This is a genomic window from Thalassobacillus sp. CUG 92003 (assembly GCF_013618635.1).
In the GTDB taxonomy this organism is placed as follows: domain Bacteria; phylum Bacillota; class Bacilli; order Bacillales; family Halobacillaceae; genus CUG-92003.
In genome coordinates this window covers 112,838-129,116 of sequence record NZ_JABLSJ010000002.1, presented here as the reverse complement: position 1 = coordinate 129,116, position 16,279 = coordinate 112,838, and the positions used below count along the sequence as shown (strand labels likewise).

The window sequence follows — 16,279 nt, the reverse complement described above, 5'->3', positions numbered from 1 at the left end:
TTCATTTTTGTTTATTCTATAATAGTAAAGGCAATCATACACGAATTGAAAGAATGAAGGTATAATTTATAGTAGAAACACTTCGAAATGTACAAGTATGAAGGTTCAGACAAGAAAGGAGACGTTAACACATGGACCTCAGGCAAATCCAAATCTGAATTAGAGCAGGGTTACATTATTTGTCGCCCGAATTGACGTACCGTTTCAATTGCTGGAAGGCCTCATGACCATGTTTTATTAATTTCCTGTTCATTGAATAAAATGTGTTGAAAATTCATTTCAGAAGCGTATGATTGAATATACATCACATATGTGATTTTGAAACAATAAGGAGGAATTGAAATGGCTTGGTTACACTCTGTCCATTTAATAAGATTTCTATTTATTGCCTTCTTTTCTATCACCGCATTTAGCTTGGTTACTTTCCAAACCTTTGCGATGTTCCAGGCATTTATTGACTTTTTCTTAGATTTTTTCAACAAGAAATAATTTCCATAATTAAAACCTCGCCTTAATGCTGGCGAGGTTTTTTTATTTTACTTGTCGTATATACTAGGGGTAAACCTTTATATACGATAAGGAGTGACTGTAATGCCAGAATATGAGCTTCAGGGTGTCGGTCAAATCGGAATCCCTGTCACTGATATAACACGAGCTATTTCGTTTTACAGAGATGTCTTGAATTTACCTTTACTGTTTCATACTGAACGCATGGCTTTTTTTGCATGCGGTGGAATTAGACTGTTGTTGAGCCTCCCGGAAAAGACGGAATTTGAGCATCAAAGCTCTATTGTTTATTTTCAAGTTGCTGATATCAACCGTGTTCATCAAGAATTGCTTGAGCAAAATGTGCACTTCCTAGATAAGCCGCATCTTGTTGCAGAACGAGAGCAAATCGAAACATGGATGACTTTTTTTAAAGACTCTGAACAGAACACACACGCGCTGATGAGTGAAGTGTCCGTTTGATCATGAGCAAAAAGGTCTGTCTGCAGCTGTATAAGTAAACAGATAGGTTTTTTCAGATTATTAATTTTCTCGCTATCATTTCCCCGGAAATTTTCTTCACCATTAGCTTCATTATGACAGAATTGATGTCGATGATTGGTCATCGATTTGCATGGAAAATAATGGATAAAATTAAGTGATGGAAAATCTACTAAACTGGGCCTCTCCTGCACAAAACAGCTTTATTTATCTAAGGTACTTCACTATGTTAGAGTGATAATCATCATTCGCACGAAAGAAGGTACCTGCTCATGATCGATTTGAAAACACCTTTATTCTGGCGGGCAACGATTGCATTGGGATTGGCATCATTTCTTATTTTCTCGAACCTTTACTATCCTCAACCGTTGCTGCCACTTTTTTCATCAAAGTTCGATATATCACCAGTTACCTCGAGTATGCTTATTTCACTCGCCCTTCTTTCGCTAGGGTGCAGTTTTTTTATTTACAGTGCCATTTCCGATCGCTACGGACGTAAAAATGTCCTTATGATTACGATGAGTGTGGGGACCGTAGCTACGTTTGCTATTGCCGCAGCACCAAACTTCGAGATGATCCTCGTTTTTCGCGTTATTCAAGCTGTCGCGTTTGCTGGCGTACCTACAGCTGCAATGGCTTATTTCAGTGAAGAATTCATCGGGCGCGCGATTACCATGGCGGTGGGCATTTACATCAGCGCTAACAGCCTCGGGGGAATGGGCGGTCGTTTAATGAGCGGCGTGCTTACCGACTTATTTAATTGGCGCATTGCCTTTGTCATCATTGGCGTGATCAGTCTCCTACTTGTCATTACCGTGTATGTAGCTCTCCCCGTTTCCCGCCATTTCGAGGCCAAACCATTAGCTTTCAAAACACTGATGGCTGATCAAAAGCATTTACTTAAAGATCGCACGATGCGTTACGCTTATCTTATCGGTGGTTTTCATTTTTTTGTGTTCATTGGTGTCTTTAATTTTATTACGTACTTATTAAGTGATCCACCTTTTTCCGTGTCCACGTCTGTCTTGGGCATGTTATTTATTACCTACCTGGCCGGCACTGTCAGTTCTACGCTGGCCGGGAAAGCGTCACAAAAATGGCCGCAAACACGCTGTTTATATGCCGGTATCATCATGATGGCCGTCAGTTTAGTTGTGACGCTGATCCCCTCATTTCCCATTATCTTTGGCGCCTTATTGCTGCTGAGCTTTGGCTTTTTCTTTGCTCATTCGACATCAAGCTCCTGGGTGACGCGCCATGCCACCTATGCCAAAGCCAGCGCTAACGGACTTTACCTTACTTCTTATTACCTCGGAGGAAGCTTGGGGAGCTTCTATTACGGCTGGCTATGGAATCTCTTCCAATGGCCAGGTGTCATCGGGGGCTCCCTCGTCATCCTGGCGTTCACGTTTTTCTGCACCTATCAGCTTAATCATATCGAACAGCAAGAGGAGCAGGTTCTTTCTCACACGTGAGATTGCAGCGTGGTTCAGCGCCCCACAACTAAATGATGGGTCGCATTTGGGATATGTTGCAACCCTTCCGTTAAAAAGGCAGGCTCTATCCTGAGGCTGTTAAGATCCCTGAGCGGCACCCATTGATAGACGAGATGCTCGCCTTCCTCCCCTGCGAATGGACCTGCATGCCACAGACCTGGTGGTTCCGGTGAAGTAACCGTATAATAAATGCCCAGCTCATGGTAGTTTTTTTGATCGTAACAAAAGAAATTTTCTACCACCCAGGGCATGTGTTCTACTGTCACGTGAGCATTGAGTTCTTCTGCCATCTCTCGAACGATCGCGTCGGCTGAAGTCTCGCCTGTCGCGACACGGCCGCCCGGAAGCGCCCATTGTTCATCATGCTTTTGTTTATGTAGCAGCACATGCCCGCCCTCTACCCAAACAGCAGCCACCCGATAGTTAAATACCATCGAACCCTTTTCAAATACCACGTCCATTTTGAGCTCCCCTTCCAGATTAAAGTCGAGCTTCTAATCGTACAAAACTTTCTTGCATAAATCAATGTAATATTTCCAATTTTTTGTGATGGACCGATATATGCGTGAGCTTGACCGATATCTTTGGCTGTTCGACTGATATATCAACAGACAGACCGATATATTGAGGTTTAGACTGATATCTGGTAGTGCGACTGATATATTCTGCGGCGGACCGATATATGCGCTGATTTGACCGATATGTCTGGCTGTTTTACCGATATATCAGCTGGCCGACCGATATATTGAAATTTAGACTGATATCTGCTGGGGCGACAGTCCGAACCGACGAAGTTTTCGCTATAACAAAACGCTTGGATGTAAAACCCAAGCGTTCGTCTTTATTTATTATATTTTCTAAGATGCGCTCTTTGTTCTAATTATGAGCTTAATTTTTCTTCGTTGGCTGGCTTGTTTTCTTTCGTTTGGTTGCTCATCCGAAGTGGAATCTCCTTGAGAAAGAAGATAAGAATAAACGCTGAAGCTAATATAATCGTGCCAAATACAAACGACCCGCTCAATGCATGGCTCAGTATTTCTCTCATTCCGGCAAGCGTCTCATTGAAGGCAGGCAGCATCTGCTCGGGGACACTTTCCTTTACTTGGCTGATTTTATCTGGATCCATAAGGACCTGCGGATCATCCATCGCTTGCGTATTTCCTAGATTAGCAGGAGCATCGGAGCTACTGGCCATCGTAGTCATTTCGTCAGCCATGATGATATTCATAATGGTACCCATGAGGGACACGCCTATTGTACCGCCAGCCTGCCGGAAAAATTGTGAAGCCGACGTGGAAACCCCTAAATACTCGTAATCTACAGCATTTTGCACGGTTAAGGTTAAGACGGGAAAACTGAGTCCGAGCCCCAGACCAATCATCACTAGATTTCGAATAGCGCCAAGTATCGTCGTGTCTACTGTCATGAGCGACATTGAAAACATCCCGATACCCATAATACCTAAGCCTGCTATGGCAAATACTTTATACCGGCCGGTTTTCGTAATGAGCTGACCGCCAATGGTGCTCGTGACAACCATACTTAACATCATAGACATCATGATGAATCCCGTCTTCGTAGCCGAAATCCCCAGTACACCTTGAATGAAAAAGGGCATATACATGATGGCCCCAAACATCCCCATTCCCATCAAGAGGCCGGTAACATTAGATATCGTGAAGACACTGTTTTTAAATAAATGCAGGGGAATAATCGGGTTCTCAGCCCTGGTTTCAATGAATAGGAAAACACTCAGCGTCACCAACGACCATATCAGTAAACCGATAATCACAGACGAACCCCAGGCAAACGTATTGCCAGCCCAAGAAAACGCCAATAATAGAGGTGCAATTGACAATGCCAAAATGATGGCCCCTACATAATCCACCGCTTGGTTATGCTCGGGTTTTACATTCGGAAACATTTTTAAAATCATCATAAATGCGACTAATCCGAACGGCAAAAACACCCAGAAAACCCAGTTCCATTGCCACGTATCAACAATATACCCTCCGAGTGTCGGCCCGAAGACACTCGCTAAACCGAATACCGAGCCCATCATCCCTTGCCAGCGTCCTCGTTCACGAGGCGGGAACAGGTCCCCGATGGCTGTAAAGGCAGTTGAGATGATCATCCCGCCGCCGAAACCTTGGATACATCGATAAGCGATGAGTTGATAAATCGTTTCAGACGTACCAGCTAGAAAAGAAGCCACAATAAAAATGCCGATCCCTGTCAAAATGAAAGGCTTCCGGCCGTAAGAGTCTGATAGTTTTCCGACAAGCAGCGCTGTTAAACTAGAAGCTAGCATGTAAATCGTAAACACCCAGCTGAAATAATCCATGCCGCCAATATCAGCTACGATAACCGGTAAGGCCGTGCCAACAATGGTTTGATTTAATGCAGCAAACAGCATAGCCGCCATAATAGCGATCATGATGACCACTTTTTGTTTATGTTCAAGATGCTCCATGAATGTTTCATCCTTTATAATTTTGATTGCCTTGGGCGGTCTCTAACTCTGTTTGGGCGATTACACCCTCTATTTGGGCGCTTCTGCCCCACTTGAGCGTCCGTACTCTTTAAATCGTATTAAAAATGCGAATAAGTTCTTGTAATTCTTCTTTTGTCAGATGCTCAAATCGATTCCGGATAAATTCTGTCCGCCTCGTTTCAAGCTTTTGATATGTTTCCTCTCCCTCAGGAGTCAGGTCAAGCACAACAACTCTGCGATCCTTGTCCGAGCGCTTTCTCGTGACCAGCTGTTTGTCTACGAGTCGATCTGTAACGGACGTCGCATGACTGTTTGACACCCCTAACAGCGAGGCTAGCGTTGATATATTTTGTGTATTAGATTCTTTGATGGCTCTTAAAAAAGAGTATTCACTGCTAGTAAAACCATCACCTAACATATCATTCAGATCTCGCCTGAACCCTCTAATGAATGAGCGCATCGATCCTTCCAGCTCTGAAATCAGCTTTACTTTTTCATTATCCTGCAACAAAGATCTCTCCTTACCCATTTATATCACTTACTAAATATTACACCTGGTTAACTATTTTCGCAAGTTAAAGTTCCCCACAAAAAAACAAACCAACGTTTAAATGATGTTGGTTTGTTTGGATGATCATGATTCACGTATGATGCCGTGACTGGACCCGATCAGCACGTCTTTATCATGTTGATTACGGTACACGGAGCTCATTGCGACTTCTTTAAAGCCTTTCTTTTGTTCAACTTGTGTAATGGTCACCTCACACGTAATTGTGTCTCCAGTAAACACAGGTCTGATATATTCGCTTACCATCTCCTTGGCAATGTAATTCAAATCACCACCAATTTTTGTGCCGATACTAGCGGTAAAGAGGCCGTGGACCATCAACCTTCCCTTTTCATCGCGTTCCATATGATGTCTGCCTTGATCACCTGAGAGTTCTGCAAATTGCAAGGTTTCTTCTTCATTAAATGTTCGTTTCCATGTCAAAACATCTCCAACTGAAATATTCATGGTTAATGCTCCCCTCTATTAATGGGTGATTGTTCATTCATTTTATGGTTGCACAATCTAAGCTCCACTTTTTCAATTCTCCATGTCTAAAGAATTCCCTGCCTCTTATCTGTTAAAATAATGCGTTACAGATTGATTATTTGGGGAACATACTTAAGCAGCTCTATCATTAAAGGAGACATAATAATGAGATTACGATTCGGTTATGTGGCCCATCCCCTTATGCTATGGAACGCCACGCCTTCCAAAACCATGACATTTTCGCGCTGGAACCAGCTTGACCCCGAGCAGCGTCTTGAAGATTTAAATCGTATCACGCGTACCAATTTAGAACATACCATACGTGCCTTGCATCACAATATTGCCCAGGAAATTGAATTATACCGGTTTTCCTCCTCTTTGGTCCCGCTTGCCACCCACCAAGAGGTTGATTGGGACTATATCACGCCTTTTCAAGATTTGTACCTTACAATCGGGGACCTGGTTAAGGAACACGGTTTACGGACGAGCTTTCATCCAAATCAGTTCACCCTGTTTACCAGTGATAAAGCACATGTTTCAGGGAATGCTGTGCATGATATGAACTATCACTACGCCGTGCTAGAAGCAATGGGGTTAGAAAAACAGGCGGCTATCAATCTGCACGTCGGCGGTGCGTATGGCAATAAATCAGCGGCAATTGACCGTTTTCATGCCAATCTCAAACAACTTTCAAAGCCGGTCAAGCAGCAAATGACGTTGGAAAATGATGATAAAACATATACAGCGACCGAGACATTGGAAATTTGTGAACGAGAAGGAATCGCCATGATGTTTGATTATCATCACTACTGGGCTAATCGTGATTCCGAAGAGTCGCTAGAAGAGCTGCTCCCTCGAATTTTCCAGACGTGGCAAAATCATCCGTGGCCCCCAAAGGTCCACATCTCATCACCTAAATCTGAACAGCAATTCAGAAGCCATGCCGATTATGTCGACGTAGAATTCGCGAAACCTTTTTTGAAGCAATTGAAAGCGATCGATCAAGATGTAGATGTGATGATTGAGGCTAAACAAAAAGACAAAGCTGCCTTACAGTTTGTCGAGGATGTTGCTGCCATACGAGGGGTGAAGCGTATCGGAGGCGCATCAATCATATGGTGATCGTCCATTTATAAAAGCCTCCCCTGATAGTGGGAAGGCTTTTATAAATATTAGAGTACCTTACTTAAGAATTCTTGTGTTCTTGGGTTTTGCGGGTTATCAAATAAATTTTCAGGTGTATCTTCTTCCATAACCACCCCTTCATCCATGAAGAGGACACGATCCCCTACTTCTTTGGCAAAGCCCATTTCGTGTGTGACCACGACCATGGTCATGCCTTCCTGGGCTAAATCTTTCATAACTGCAAGCACATCGCCCACTAATTCGGGGTCAAGCGCGGAAGTGGGCTCGTCAAATAGCATGATTTTCGGGTTCATTGCAAGAGACCGGGCAATGGCAACCCGCTGTTTTTGCCCTCCCGATAAACTCTCGGGGTAAACATCTGCTTTATCTTGTAAGCCAACCCTATCCAATAAGGGGCGGGCTTCTTCTTCAGCTTTTTCTTTACTGTGGCCTTTGATTTTCTTAGGTCCGATGGTTATATTTTCTAACACGGTCATATGCGGAAAGAGATTGAAATGCTGGAATACCATGCCCACTCGTGACCGCACTTCATTTATATTGACTTTCGGGTCTGTTAAATTATCCCCTTCGATATATACATCGCCAGAGGTGACTTCCTCCAACAAATTCATGCACCGTAAAAACGTACTTTTTCCGGAACCTGAAGGGCCGATGACACAAACGACTTCCTGTTCTTCCACTTCTAAGTCTATTCCTTTTAATACTTCGTTTTTACCAAAGGACTTGTGCAAATCTTTCACGGTGATCATCATTAGACATCCAATCTCCTTTCAACCTTTCTCAGATACAGTGAAGTTGGGATGGTAATACACAAGTAAAGCACACATACCATCGTCAAAGCCTCAAAGGCAGCAAAAGTGGTTCCATAATATTGCTGACCCATATAAAGCAGCTCACTTACAGCAATAACTGAGAATAGTGACGTATCTTTCAAGCTGATGATAAATTGGTTGCCTAACGGCGGAATCATACGTCTGAAAGCTTGAGGCCAAATGATGTACCGCATCGTTTGTGATTTGTTCAATCCAATCGAACGCCCTGCTTCTGACTGCCCTTTATCAATCGAATACACGGCTCCACGTACTATTTCGGCGATATAAGCTCCTGCGTTCAAAGCAATAGCAATAATAGACGCCGTCACTTTATCAATATTCCATTCCAGCAAATCCGGCAAACCAAAGTAAATGAATAAGATTTGCGCTAAGATCGGTGTCCCGCGCACAACTTCTACATAAATGCTGGCTATACCGTAGATAAATTTATTTTTAGTCAGCCGGGCGAGCCCGAATATTGCCCCTAGCACAAAACCGATCAAAAGACCAGCAATCGTAATCATTAACGTATAAACGAGACCTTCAAATAAAAAGGGCATAACCCTGTAATAGTGAGATTCCGTCAAAAACTCCATGTCGTAATCGCTCCTTGTATGTTGTACACCTTATCCTGATATGTGTGGATGTTCTCAAGTTAAAAGCGTAACAAGCTCTAAACTTGCCACGCTTTTATTTGAACACTCATTCACTAGTTGGGTATAGAGTTATGATTCTGTTGGACGCTCACCAAACCATTCTTCGTAGATATCATCATAGGTCCCGTTCTCTTTCAATGTAGCTAGCGCTTCATTGACATCTTCTACGAGTTCAGAACCTTTAGGGAAGGCAATGCCGTATTGCTCACCTTGTAAAACCTCTCCTACTGTTTTCAATTCGCCTTTAGCGTCATTATTCACGTAATACTGCACGTTAGGCACATCATACATGACCGCATCAACACGACCTGCCTGCAAATCCATGTATGCTTCCACAATACCCGGGAACGTTTCCACTTCTGCATCCGGATGATTTTCACTTAAATATGTTTCACTTGTTGTACCTGAACGTGTCGCTACGACCTTGCCAGCTAAATCATCTTCAGACTGAATCTCTTCTTCGTCAGCTTGTACAGCCAGTATTAAACCAGCATCATAATATGGATCAGAGAAATCAATCGTTTCTGCTCTTTCATCCGTAATGGTCATACCGGCGATACCAATATCGTATCGGGATGATTGCATACCGGTTACGACCCCATCAAATTTCATCGATTCAATATTTACTTCGAACCCGGCTTCATCCGCAATGGCACGGATCAAATCCATATCAAAGCCTTCCATTTCTCCCGTGTCCTCATTTAAAAATTCAAACGGGACGAAGTTGTTATCAGTAGCTACTGTATAAGCTTCTGAATTTTCGCTATCACCGTCGCCGCCATCAGAACCATTCGTGTCGCCTGACCCCTCGTCATCACTGGAGCCACAAGCAGCTAACAGCATGGATAATGTTAAAATCATTAAAATGAATCCAAATCCTTTTCTACTAAACATTCTATTTCCCCCTTTTAGTTATGAGATTCATTATCTCAAAATTTCCCCCTAATAGAAATATTCTGAATTATCTATATAATGTCATTTGCTCTCATTTTTATTTGTTCTATAAAAGTTTCCTTCATATTCCTAAGAAATACACCTATTTGATTAATATTACTGGTGATTCCATTTATTTCGTCACAATACAAAAAAACTTCCCCATTTTTTGGGAAAGTTTCAGCTGATTTGCCTATTAAATGTGTTTTAAGAAGTAGATTTAGCGTAATAAAACGAGAAGCGACAAAGTGTTGACTCTGCTTTTTTATTGCTCAGTTCCCTTGTCTTCTTGTTCAACCTTATGAAGAACATCTAAGAATGTATCCGGCGATTGCGCTCCGGAAACAGCGTATTTCCGGTTAAACACAAAAAATGGCACTCCTTGGACACCAAGCTCCGCACCTTCTTGCTGCTCCCCGATGACATTCTGTTCATACGTACTTGCCTCCAGTATGTTTCGAGAAGCTTGCTTATCCAATCCGACACTTTCTGCCAAGTCCACAAGGGTATCATGATCGCCAATATCAAGGGAGTCCGTGAAATAGGCTTTCATAAGCCGTTCTGTCATCTCATTCATTTTGCCATGAGCTTTGGCGTAATGGGTTAACCTATGAGCATCTAATGTGTTCGTAGGCACAATTGTGTCGAAGTGATAATCTAACCCTTCTTCTTTCGCTTGCTCTGCCATTTGATGATTCATATTTTTGCCTTCTTCATAACTTACACCATATTTTGTAGCCAATCGTTGGTGAATGTCCTGACCCGCCTCTTTTTTGGCGTTAGGATCCAACTGGAAACTTTTAAAAATGATCGTTACGTTTTCACGACCTTCATACTGTTCAAGCGCAGACTCAAATCTTCTTTTACCAATATAGCAGAATGGACAAACGATATCCGACCAAACCTCAACATTCACTTGGCACATCCTCCTTAGCGTATAAATTGATTTCACCAGACATTATCAGCAACTCGCTTAAAAATAGCAACGATTGTGCTTAATCGATTCAGGCCCTGAATTGGATAATAGATGGATAATTGGAAAACCTATACTGTGGAGGTGACACAATGACAAATCCTTATTTATGTCCCAGCTGCAAAACGAACCGCTCCAGATTTAATATCATTGCACAAGTGCCTACATTTGTTAAATTGGATCCCCAATCAGGCGAGGTCATGAACGAATACACCAGTGATAACCTTGATGCGTTTCATATGGACTACCGTGGTCCTGAACGTAAAGTTCAATGTGGGGCGTGTGGGTTGATTGAAGATGAGATGACCTTTATCAAATTCGGTGAACAAAGCAACAGAAATTAGTCGTACAGCGCACCGTGAAGCAAACGAGTCGAGTATAATCAATTTATACTCGACTTTTTGTTACGTTGCCACTCCGTGTGGGCTATTTCTCAACCATTGACTTACGTAAGGTTAGACTATTTTCCCTCAGAGCTTCTAATTTCATTCTCACGTATTATCTCATATAATAACAAGTGAACCCTAATTGATGAGGAGGGACATGTCCATGTACCCCATCTTAGTTACAGTGGCGGTGGCCGTGTGTGTGATTGCTTTAATCGGGACGATATACATTGGCAAAGAGATCAATAAAAGTGAAGGCCAAGGTAACTCCACGGAAGACGATCTTGCCAGTTTGCAGGCTTCCTATAATAAAAAAAATTCAAGCATTCGGATGTTATCAATCATTTATCTTATTACTTTTATTATAACAGTGACGTTGGTCGCGATTTTTATTTTTTAAATGACTCAACAATCAAAAAGCCCACCTCTTCTACTGTGTAGGGGCGGGCTTTTTTGGCTTATTTATTCATACTCGACAAGAAATCTCCGAGCAAATCGTCATCGTCTTCTGCCTTGTTTTCATCTTCATCATGAGAGCGAAGATCATCTTGTAAGGAAGCTAGATTGATGTCATCCAAATCGTTGTCCTGTTGCTGACTTGCCTGTTCTTCATCGTGATGTTGAGTTTTAATAGGCGAAGCGGCCTCCGTCTCGACTTGATCATCCTGCTGGACCGTCTGGGTAGCTGCTGTTTCCTCTTGAAGATAGAGCGCTTCATCGATGTCGTATGCATTGCTATTCAATGACGCAAGCAGCGTTGTAGCCCGGACCGGGTCCATTAATAATTGGTGGACGATGCTGCCAATCAGAGCCTCGGAATGCTCATGTTTGATCCAATTGCGCTGTTCCTTTGTGAGCTGCCTCGGTAAGGGGACCGTCACGGTTTCTCTTTCTTTTCCAAGATGATCATGCACGCCTTGCAGCACAAATTGAGCAATTTGACTTGAAAAGTTCCGCCGCTCTGTCTCTTTCAGCTTCTGCAATTCTTTTAGTAAGTGATCAGGTGTGTCAGACGGGATTCTGAATGTAATGGATTGGCCTCGTTCGATCATTTTTTTAGATTCACTCATACAATCACCTTATTTCGATGAAGATACTTTTTGCTCTTCCTTTTTCTCTGCTTTTTCTGACTTCGCGATGAAATCAGAGATCAATTTGTAGTAGGCATTCGCCATCATCCAAATACTCTCCCCTGAATCCTCGAAAAATTCAATGTTGAACCCGTCTAGATTATTGTTGAGGGATTTCAGATAATCTTTTAACACGGCTGATCCCCCGCCAACGAAATAGCAGATTTCAGATTGAGAGTTTCGCTGCCATACGTTCCTGAGATGACGATATTGCTTTTTAGCCAGTTCCAGCAAAATGCGATCCGTAATATCATGAACGCTTGTCCGGCTTCCTTTCACCATAATATGGTGGCGATCATTATTACGCGTGATAATATCCACGACATCACGTCTGCTGTCTAGCTCCACTCCATGTTTTGTGTAGATTTCTTCACGAATGGCCTCTAACGATTCAGCCACACCCAAATTGAAACCTTGCGCTTTGTCATCATCAACATTTCGATTACGAATAACGGCAATATCTGTCGATAGACCCCCGATATCCTGGATCAGGATTTGTCGATCGATTAAATCTTTATTGATAATATTCAAATCATTGTCCATCACAAGATTAATAAACGCCGCGAAACCTTCAGGGTAGACTTTCACTTCATCAAACTTAATATTCACTTTCTTACCCTGATAGCGAGGTGTTACGAGGAACTCAACTTGGTGTACAGACCCGAGTAGTTGCGAGCGGTAACCTACATCTTTACCTTCTTTTACTTCACGAAGCGGTAAACCTGTGCCGAGCGTATAATTCGCATCGATCATATTCTGCTTATTTTTGTTCGATTTTGTCCCAACTTCATTGCTTACGGCATCTAACGCTAATGAAGCGAACAACATGACTAACGTTTGGTCTTCTTCGGACTTTCCGCTGCCAGGATCAAGTTCGGTAGAGTTATGAGCTTTAGTAGCTAGATTACCAACACGGTAGATGGCATTGTTTTCTTTTAATGCAGGGGAATGAACCCGAATATGTATATTATCAATCGGGTCCTTTTCATCCAATTCTTCAATTCCAATGACCGGTCTATCTTCTACATCACGTGCGATGACGTTCGGAATGTATAACTCGGATTCCATTTTCCCGAAATTCGCTTTTAATGAATCATTTCCCACATCAACAGCTGCTATTCTTGAATTTGTCATGATACAGCTCCCCTTCTTTTATGAAGTAATTTACTAGATTTACTATTAACAACATATTAAACAAATCTTTCATAGTCAATGTGCCATTTGATGTATTCTTTAACGCATACATGTTTTCGTTTTTGTGTTCTTGTGTACAAATTTGCATACATGTTGTTATAACAGTATGTACACGTTATTGTGTACTTGTGTTCTTATTTGTGTACACACAGTGTTCAAATTGTAATCATGTACACAAATGTGTACACATTGAGGTTCACGCTTAATAAAGTCTAAAAGACCATGATAATATAATCACCTATGTGAATAGAAAGGGTGTTCTTCACCCAACTAAACTATAATAACCAGTTATTCAAGCTAAGTTAGAAAAATCAACCAGACTTAGTCCGGGAGTTTGAATTAAGGGTTAAAAGTTAGTCCGGGAATTAGCATAGTAGTTTTATTGGAGATAAAAAAAAGAAAGAAGGGATTAAAGGAGGGTAACTACAGAAACAATAGGTTACAATAACAGGCAATCGAAAAAGAGGAGGAAAGGAAAGAATAGAGATACCTAGCTAAGAGGATAGAAAAAAACGTATTAAATCCGTAAAAGCACATATATGCTCTCTTCACAAAAGCGTTAGAGATGGCGAAACTCCAATGATAATAGAGGGTGGAGGAGTGATAGACCCGTGGAAGATTGAGCCCCCTTCCGCAAAACGAAATTTAAAGTTAAGTAAAGGGAGCCAAAAAGAGGGAGAGAGAAAATAAAATGTAAAACATTGACTAAGGTGCTTCTCTGATAGGCTCGGCGTCAATCAACTCTTCAGGCTCAGTGCTGCCGCCACCTGGGTCAAATGGGATATCCATATCTTCTTCTTCGTACTTTACACGCGCACCGCCACTGGCCGAAAATTGATGGGCAATAACAGATCCATCGACTGAGCCACCGCCGCTAATCGAAAAATCAGCATGGGGGGCAAATAGTAACGAAGCGTATGCCCTCGCACCCCCATTGATTGTGAAATTGCTGCCGCCAGTAAATATATGACCTTGAAACCCTCCCCCACCAGACAATGTAATGTCAGCATCTTCTGCATATAAGGAACCGAAGATCTTCTGGCTTCCGGAGAGGTTCAAGCTATTCGACATTTGTGAAGACTTCAAGTAGATTTGCAGATCCTCAATGTTACCGCCGTTATTGATATCACTTCCGGCACCCATATTGATCTCACCATTCACATATACCGTCAGTTTCCCAGAGCCTGCTAGATTAATGTGGCCATTTTGCACATTCAAATCATCCACAACGATCGCTTTATCGTTATTACCTGTATCAATGGTAAGTTTACGGTTACTCGTCAGAATAATCTCTGAAAGAGAAGCATTGCGTTCTAAATTTAACGTGTACCCATTGGACTTCCAACTATCGATCTTGAGATTGCCATCTTCTATTACGTGATAATCATTCCAGCGTTGATCTGGTAACGGTTCATAGTTCGGATACACAGGGAACGGAGGAAGCTTCAACTCAGATGGCGATCCCATAGCAATAGTGGGAGGAACATCCATCCAATCTGGGGCATCCACCGCATCGCGTTCGGAGCCTTCTGGAACGTATATATCCCCATCATTAATACGGGCCCCGCCATCCAACCGGATTGATCGAGCAGCGGCAGAATTGGTACCAAGATTTCCCGTTATGGTAGCCCCACCTGATAAATCAATCGTCGTCTCCGTAAACACAGACATGTGCTCAGGTACACTAAATTGGCGCTTAGGGGCCCACCCTACTTCAAATGTTCGTTCAACCGTACGGGAACGGTTATCAATCATGCCCTCAGATGTCATCCTATACTGGCGCGGATTTGATTGATTCAATTTTTCCACCTTCATGTCAGCTTTCGGTTGTTCCCCGAAAGCCGCTTCAAAGGTATCCAACGAGGTCTCAATCAACATAGCAGATTCGAGTTCACGGTAGAAATCAGATTCTGACGAGGTCGATTCATAAGCATCTTGAACCTCTGATTTCACTTCCTGGAAGCGTTTCGTGATTCCCGCTTCTGCAATATAGTAGGTCGATTGGTAATCCCGTTCTCCGGAACTCATTTGGGCATTATTCATGACAACGCCCAATAAACCCATCCCTAATATGGACAAGACAGTAAGTACCAGCAGGACAAGCACTAGCGTCATGCCGTGCTCATTATTCAATTGTGGCCGATTCAGATAGCCCCACTTCATCATTAAGCCTACTCCCTTAGATAAATTACCGTAGACAAAGATTTCCCATCACCATCATGTTGTGAAGCACCTGTGATGTTTATCTTAATCTCATTGCTCGATTTAACCACATGGAATGTTTTAATAGACTGCGCGACCGTAGTCGAATCTCTCACTATCTCTCCATCTATCAACTGATAATTGTCGTTATCAATGGACAACACGTGATCATCCACAGAAACAGACTCGGCACCTCGTATTTCTTTCGTAAGAAAGCTGACAGCATGACGCACATTGGCTTGATCTTCCACACTGTTTGTTTGGCTCATAAACTGTTTTTGACCAAACAATGAGAGACTCCCCATTAGGAGAAGCACAATCGTCATGACCGCTAAAGCCGCAAGTAGTTCAACAAGGGTCATGCCTCTTTGATTATACAGCCACTGTTTCAATCGCTAACCCTCCATGTTACGATCGTCTCCATTTGAGCTTCTAAAGCTTCTTCAGAGGAATTTTCGAAAACCTTTACACGTACTTGATTTAAAGCATCCTCAGACCGACGTTCGATTTCAATACGCACATGGAAACCGTGCTTATCATGCGTGAGTATGTAGGCCTCTCCTGGGTTAGCAATCGCGTATCCGTTGTCCTCCATATGAGCAAACCCGTCGCTCACTGTCATCGACTCACTGAGATGGTAGATGTTCTCCATCTCCTGCTGAGCAGTATACGTGGCGTTGATGATGGACTCAGACTGATGAGTTGTCCGAGCTGACTGGGTAAACAGGGTGAAAAAGATTGTAATGATTATGGTCATAATGACAATCGAGGCTAAGACTTCGATCAATGTAAATCCTCGATTTGAGGCTAGATTTTTTATTGTCGCCACCATAT

19 protein-coding genes are annotated in these 16,279 nt (G+C 42.5%); 6 read left to right on the top strand and 13 right to left on the bottom strand.

Annotation, left to right across the window (positions count from 1 at the left end; genetic code table 11):
* The first annotated feature begins 342 nt into the window (after positions 1-342).
* The 3 genes from HOP45_RS03340 (at position 343) to HOP45_RS03330 (ending at position 2,462) form a co-directional block, all read left to right on the top strand.
* The gene (locus HOP45_RS03340; protein ID WP_181347492.1) at positions 343-489 is read left to right on the top strand and encodes a hypothetical protein; all 147 of its coding nucleotides are present in this window, start codon (positions 343-345) and stop codon (positions 487-489) included.
* Positions 490-591: 102 nt separating this feature from the next.
* Positions 592-969 carry a VOC family protein gene (locus HOP45_RS03335; protein WP_181347491.1) on the top strand — a complete coding sequence of 126 codons (378 nt, stop codon included), beginning with the start codon at positions 592-594 and terminating at the stop codon, positions 967-969.
* A gap of 290 nt (positions 970-1,259) precedes the next feature.
* Positions 1,260-2,462, top strand: a complete 1,203-nt coding sequence (locus HOP45_RS03330; RefSeq protein WP_181347490.1) for an MFS transporter — start codon at positions 1,260-1,262, stop codon at positions 2,460-2,462.
* A 14-nt stretch (positions 2,463-2,476) separates the two neighbouring features.
* On the opposite strand, the gene HOP45_RS03325 is transcribed toward HOP45_RS03330, so the two are convergent.
* The 4 genes from HOP45_RS03325 to HOP45_RS03310 all read right to left on the bottom strand — a co-directional run bounded on the left by HOP45_RS03325 (position 2,477) and on the right by HOP45_RS03310 (position 5,992).
* Positions 2,477-2,944, bottom strand: a complete 468-nt coding sequence (locus HOP45_RS03325) for an NUDIX hydrolase (RefSeq protein WP_181347489.1) — start codon at positions 2,942-2,944, stop codon at positions 2,477-2,479.
* 419 nt (positions 2,945-3,363) lie between these two features.
* Complete coding sequence (locus HOP45_RS03320) at positions 3,364-4,956, bottom strand: MDR family MFS transporter (RefSeq protein ID WP_181347488.1); 1,593 nt, start codon at positions 4,954-4,956, stop codon at positions 3,364-3,366.
* A 109-nt stretch (positions 4,957-5,065) separates the two neighbouring features.
* Positions 5,066-5,485: a MarR family winged helix-turn-helix transcriptional regulator gene (locus tag HOP45_RS03315; protein ID WP_181347487.1), complete on the bottom strand. Its 420-nt coding sequence runs from the start codon at positions 5,483-5,485 to the stop codon at positions 5,066-5,068.
* Between the two features lie 126 nt (positions 5,486-5,611).
* Complete coding sequence (locus HOP45_RS03310; protein WP_181347486.1) at positions 5,612-5,992, bottom strand: FAS1-like dehydratase domain-containing protein; 381 nt, start codon at positions 5,990-5,992, stop codon at positions 5,612-5,614.
* A gap of 186 nt (positions 5,993-6,178) precedes the next feature.
* On the opposite strand from HOP45_RS03310, the gene uvsE reads away from it, so the two are divergent.
* The gene (gene uvsE / locus HOP45_RS03305; RefSeq protein WP_181347485.1) at positions 6,179-7,135 is read left to right on the top strand and encodes a UV DNA damage repair endonuclease UvsE; all 957 of its coding nucleotides are present in this window, start codon (positions 6,179-6,181) and stop codon (positions 7,133-7,135) included.
* 50 nt (positions 7,136-7,185) lie between these two features.
* Here uvsE and HOP45_RS03300 read toward each other — a convergent pair whose 3' ends face one another.
* The 4 genes from HOP45_RS03300 to HOP45_RS03285 all read right to left on the bottom strand — a co-directional run bounded on the left by HOP45_RS03300 (position 7,186) and on the right by HOP45_RS03285 (position 10,476).
* Positions 7,186-7,908 (bottom strand): amino acid ABC transporter ATP-binding protein, encoded by a 723-nt coding sequence (locus HOP45_RS03300; RefSeq protein ID WP_181347782.1) that lies wholly within the window; start codon positions 7,906-7,908, stop codon positions 7,186-7,188.
* A gap of 2 nt (positions 7,909-7,910) precedes the next feature.
* Positions 7,911-8,567: an amino acid ABC transporter permease gene (locus HOP45_RS03295; RefSeq protein ID WP_181347484.1), complete on the bottom strand. Its 657-nt coding sequence runs from the start codon at positions 8,565-8,567 to the stop codon at positions 7,911-7,913.
* 129 nt (positions 8,568-8,696) lie between these two features.
* Positions 8,697-9,521, bottom strand: coding sequence for a glutamine ABC transporter substrate-binding protein (locus HOP45_RS03290; RefSeq protein WP_181347483.1), 825 nt, complete (start codon positions 9,519-9,521; stop codon positions 8,697-8,699).
* Positions 9,522-9,825: 304 nt separating this feature from the next.
* Positions 9,826-10,476 (bottom strand): DsbA family oxidoreductase, encoded by a 651-nt coding sequence (locus HOP45_RS03285; RefSeq protein ID WP_181347482.1) that lies wholly within the window; start codon positions 10,474-10,476, stop codon positions 9,826-9,828.
* Between the two features lie 149 nt (positions 10,477-10,625).
* On the opposite strand from HOP45_RS03285, the gene HOP45_RS03280 reads away from it, so the two are divergent.
* Complete coding sequence (locus HOP45_RS03280; RefSeq protein ID WP_181347481.1) at positions 10,626-10,877, top strand: DNA alkylation repair protein; 252 nt, start codon at positions 10,626-10,628, stop codon at positions 10,875-10,877.
* Positions 10,878-11,082: 205 nt separating this feature from the next.
* Complete coding sequence (locus tag HOP45_RS03275; RefSeq protein ID WP_181347480.1) at positions 11,083-11,319, top strand: hypothetical protein; 237 nt, start codon at positions 11,083-11,085, stop codon at positions 11,317-11,319.
* Positions 11,320-11,377: 58 nt separating this feature from the next.
* Here HOP45_RS03275 and HOP45_RS03270 read toward each other — a convergent pair whose 3' ends face one another.
* From HOP45_RS03270 to HOP45_RS03250, 5 genes are all read right to left on the bottom strand, one after another.
* Complete coding sequence (locus HOP45_RS03270; protein ID WP_181347479.1) at positions 11,378-11,989, bottom strand: hypothetical protein; 612 nt, start codon at positions 11,987-11,989, stop codon at positions 11,378-11,380.
* A gap of 9 nt (positions 11,990-11,998) precedes the next feature.
* Complete coding sequence (locus HOP45_RS03265) at positions 11,999-13,183, bottom strand: ParM/StbA family protein (RefSeq protein ID WP_181347478.1); 1,185 nt, start codon at positions 13,181-13,183, stop codon at positions 11,999-12,001.
* Between the two features lie 765 nt (positions 13,184-13,948).
* Positions 13,949-15,409 carry a DUF7305 domain-containing protein gene (locus tag HOP45_RS03260; RefSeq protein WP_181347477.1) on the bottom strand — a complete coding sequence of 487 codons (1,461 nt, stop codon included), beginning with the start codon at positions 15,407-15,409 and terminating at the stop codon, positions 13,949-13,951.
* Between the two features lie 5 nt (positions 15,410-15,414).
* Positions 15,415-15,837 carry a PilW family protein gene (locus HOP45_RS03255; protein ID WP_181347476.1) on the bottom strand — a complete coding sequence of 141 codons (423 nt, stop codon included), beginning with the start codon at positions 15,835-15,837 and terminating at the stop codon, positions 15,415-15,417.
* Positions 15,834-16,277: a prepilin-type N-terminal cleavage/methylation domain-containing protein gene (locus tag HOP45_RS03250; protein ID WP_181347475.1), complete on the bottom strand. Its 444-nt coding sequence runs from the start codon at positions 16,275-16,277 to the stop codon at positions 15,834-15,836. Before HOP45_RS03250 ends, HOP45_RS03255 begins: the two co-directional genes overlap by 4 nt.
* Positions 16,278-16,279 lie beyond the last annotated feature (2 nt).